Genomic DNA, 3015 nt, shown 5'->3' with positions numbered 1-3015 from the left:
GCCGTAGCCAGCGCGTGCAGGTTCTCTCCGGCACAAACCAATTGCCAGGTGAAATAGGCGAGATAAATCGTGTAGCCCGACCACATGATCACATAGAAGTACGGGAGCGGCTCGCGAACGAAGTCAGCCAGGACGAGCACGAATGTGGCAGCGAACGAAGCCGCGAATATCAAGACATCCTTGGAGACCGATGGTTTGTAATTATGGGTGACCGCCATCAGGCCAAGAGTGGCAACAATCGGTACACCGAACCCGCGGGAAAAGGCATCGAGAAAGAATGAGATGCTGTAGTTAATCTTCCACTCAGTGAGGAGGTATATCAGAAGATTCGACCCGGAGAAGGCAACGATCAGCCACTCGAAACCGAGCAGATAATTCTGTTTTTTAAGAAACTTGATCCCGTAAGTCACTCCGCAAAGCACCAACAGAACGCAAGAAAGCAACGCAAAGGTATCCCTGATTTCCATAGTAATGGCCTCTATTAAATACTGAACTCAATACATCACTTCGCTACAGGAGCGAGTGCCGCGAGATAATGGGCAAGTGCTTTGCGATCATCCGCGGACAACGTCGTGACAATGGCGGTCATCGCGCCTGACGGATCCTTGCGGCGACCCAACGCAAAAGCATTCAGCTGCGCCAGCAGGTAGTCATGCCCCTGCCCGGCCAACCGCGGGAATTGGTCGTGCCCCATCAAACCTTCACCATGACAAGCGGCGCAGCCCCCGCTCGCCACCAGCTTCTTGCCCTTCTCCTGCTGAGCGGGATCAGGCTTGAACGACTCGTTTTGAGCAGCTGGGTGCTTGGCGAAGTACTCCGACAGGAGCGAAATGTCAGCCTCACTCAGGCTCAATGCCAGCGGGCCCATGTTCGGGTTGGCTCGCTCGCCGCTGGCGAAGTGGCGCAACTGAGCCGCCAGGTAGGGAGCCGGCTGGCCCGCGAGACTCGGGTAACCCTGATGCAACGAGTTGCCCTGGGCGCCATGACAACCGACACATGCATCGGTCAGGCGTGGCCACGGCCCACCATCAGCCTGCCGCGCCTCGCTGGACGTGCTGATGTGAGTCACCAGGCAATAAATATCGAGCAGGTCCCTGCCGTAAACAGTCAGCAGGCCGGCAGCGACCGTAACAAATCCCAACAAAATCCACTTCTTCATATTCACCTCCTATGCCCGACGCAGGGCGTTAAGAGCCTGCAGGGCACTCTGGTGCCCCGAGCGCACCGCGCCATCCATGTAACCGGCCCAGATATCGGCGGTCTCGGTACCGGACCAGATCAGATTTCCGCAGGGCGGCCGCAGCGCCTCGCCATGGGTGGTCCAAAATCCCGGAGGTATGGCCGAAATGCAGGTGATCGACCAAGGATCGTCACGCGCCCAATCCTGATCGTGATAGGCCACGGGCTGCAGCGCTTTGTCTCCCCAGGCGCGCGCGTAGAGTTCTGTCAGGATGTGCTTCGCCGTTGCAGGGTCCGAGGGCAGATTGGCGTTGGATATGAAGGCGTTGATGACGCCCACGTCCCCATTGGGAGGCGAGTTATCCCAAGCCCAGATAATGGGACCATTGAGCATGATGATGTGCCCATTCAGGCCCTTGTCGCGCCAGAACGGCCGGGGGTACACCATAGCCGTCTTGCGCGCCGGGGAGTGCGCTGGCCAGGCACGCTGCAGAGCGGCACGCGCTTGCGGCAGGGGCGGATCGAACTGCACCTGGTTGCAGAGGGCAGGATGGATGGCCACGATAACCTTGCGCGCACGCACCAGCCCCTGGTCCGTGTGTAGCGTGACGACCTCGCGATCCCAGTCGGCAATCCTGCGGACCGGGCACTGCAAGCGCACCTTGTCCCCCAGTTGCCCGGCCATTCTGGTGCTGAGAATCTGAGAGCCGCCGACAAACCGAGTACCCTGGGCGCTGTCCTTGATAGAGTCGAGCTTTTCGTAATCACAGCTGGCTGAGTTGATCATCGACAGGAAATGCAAGAGCCCCATTTTGGCCGGGGTTACACCACCGCTCAGCGTCATGCTGGCATCCCAACCTGGCTGATCCTCAGGTTTGATGTTTTGCTGGGCCAGCCAATCTCCAACCGAAAGCTTGTCCAGCTCCGCTGCCTTCGGCGAATTCCAGGGCGCCCCCGAGGGCACATCGCGCGAAAGCTCGCTGAGCTTTCCAGCGACGGTCATATCAGTGCCGAAGGTTCCCTTGAGATCGACTTCAAGGCGGCCGTCGCCGCCGAGAATGACCGTGCTGCCTTCGTAGAAGCTTGGGAAGGTTCCCACCCCCAGCTGCCGCGCGAGATCCTCGACAGCAGTCTGGCCCGGCCCGATCCACTGGCCACCGACCTCGGAAACATGGCCGTTGCCCATGTCGAAATTGAGGGTTCGACCTCCCACGCGGTCCCGTGCCTCGAGGACCACGAAGGACTGGCTGCCGGCCAGCTGCAGGTCCCGGGCGGCAGTCAATCCAGCCAGGCCAGCGCCTATGATGGCGACATCCAGAACATCACCCGCGTCGCCAGCGGCTGCACCGGCATGCGCCAGCCCGACTTTCAGGCCTAAACCGCCTACGGCCACGGAGGCACCGGCGAGTTTCAGAAATTGTCTACGTTTTGAATCGAGTCCGGAATCAGAGGTAGGCCTCTTGGCCATGGCTAATGCCTCACGCAGCGGTTAATTGAGATCACTGACCAACAGGTATTTCGCTCCGCAACATTGGCGAAGCGAACATAATCAGTCACATGGGAAACATCAGAACAACTATGATCAGTTGCGCCGCTGTAGGGCCCTCCAGTTCGTCCACTCATCAAGAGCTTTGGCTGCCACAAGGCCAACATTCATGGCGCACCACTGCARGGGCTCGGGAAGCATTGAAGGCGTCTTGTGGTGCAACGCCTCCATTAACGGATTCTCGATACCACCGATTCGCTCGGCGAGTAGCAGCCCCATGAGCGATTGGGTAGCAACACCGTGCCCCGCACACCCAGCCGTGTAGAGGATGTTTTGCTCTGCCCCGGTTG

General features: G+C 59.3%; 3 protein-coding genes and 1 pseudogene. All 4 read right to left on the bottom strand.

Annotated elements, in window-relative coordinates; genetic code table 11:
- Positions 1-467: hypothetical protein (locus ACXRVY_RS22310; protein WP_458238258.1), on the bottom strand; the 467-nt coding region annotated here is incomplete at its 3' end.
- A 35-nt stretch (positions 468-502) separates the two neighbouring features.
- On the bottom strand, positions 503-1159 hold the full coding sequence (locus tag ACXRVY_RS22305) for a c-type cytochrome (protein ID WP_457265882.1): 657 nt from the start codon (positions 1157-1159) through the stop codon (positions 503-505).
- A 9-nt stretch (positions 1160-1168) separates the two neighbouring features.
- Positions 1169-2647 (bottom strand): flavin monoamine oxidase family protein, encoded by a 1479-nt coding sequence (locus ACXRVY_RS22300; RefSeq protein WP_457265881.1) that lies wholly within the window; start codon positions 2645-2647, stop codon positions 1169-1171.
- 114 nt (positions 2648-2761) lie between these two features.
- Positions 2762-3015: pseudogene (locus ACXRVY_RS22295) on the bottom strand (FAD-dependent oxidoreductase); the annotation flags it as partial.

It is taken from the genome of Pseudomonas sp. P5_A2_2 (assembly GCF_054177685.1).
This window is presented reverse-complemented; position numbering and strand designations above follow the sequence as displayed.

What these genes read in the sequence shown, in the direction of transcription:
- ACXRVY_RS22300 (WP_457265881.1), bottom strand. Translation starts at nt 2,647, where the DNA reads ATGGCCAAGAGGCCTACCTCTGATTCCGGACTCGATTCAAAACGTAGA.
- ACXRVY_RS22305 (WP_457265882.1), bottom strand. Translation starts at nt 1,159, where the DNA reads ATGAAGAAGTGGATTTTGTTGGGATTTGTTACGGTCGCTGCCGGCCTG.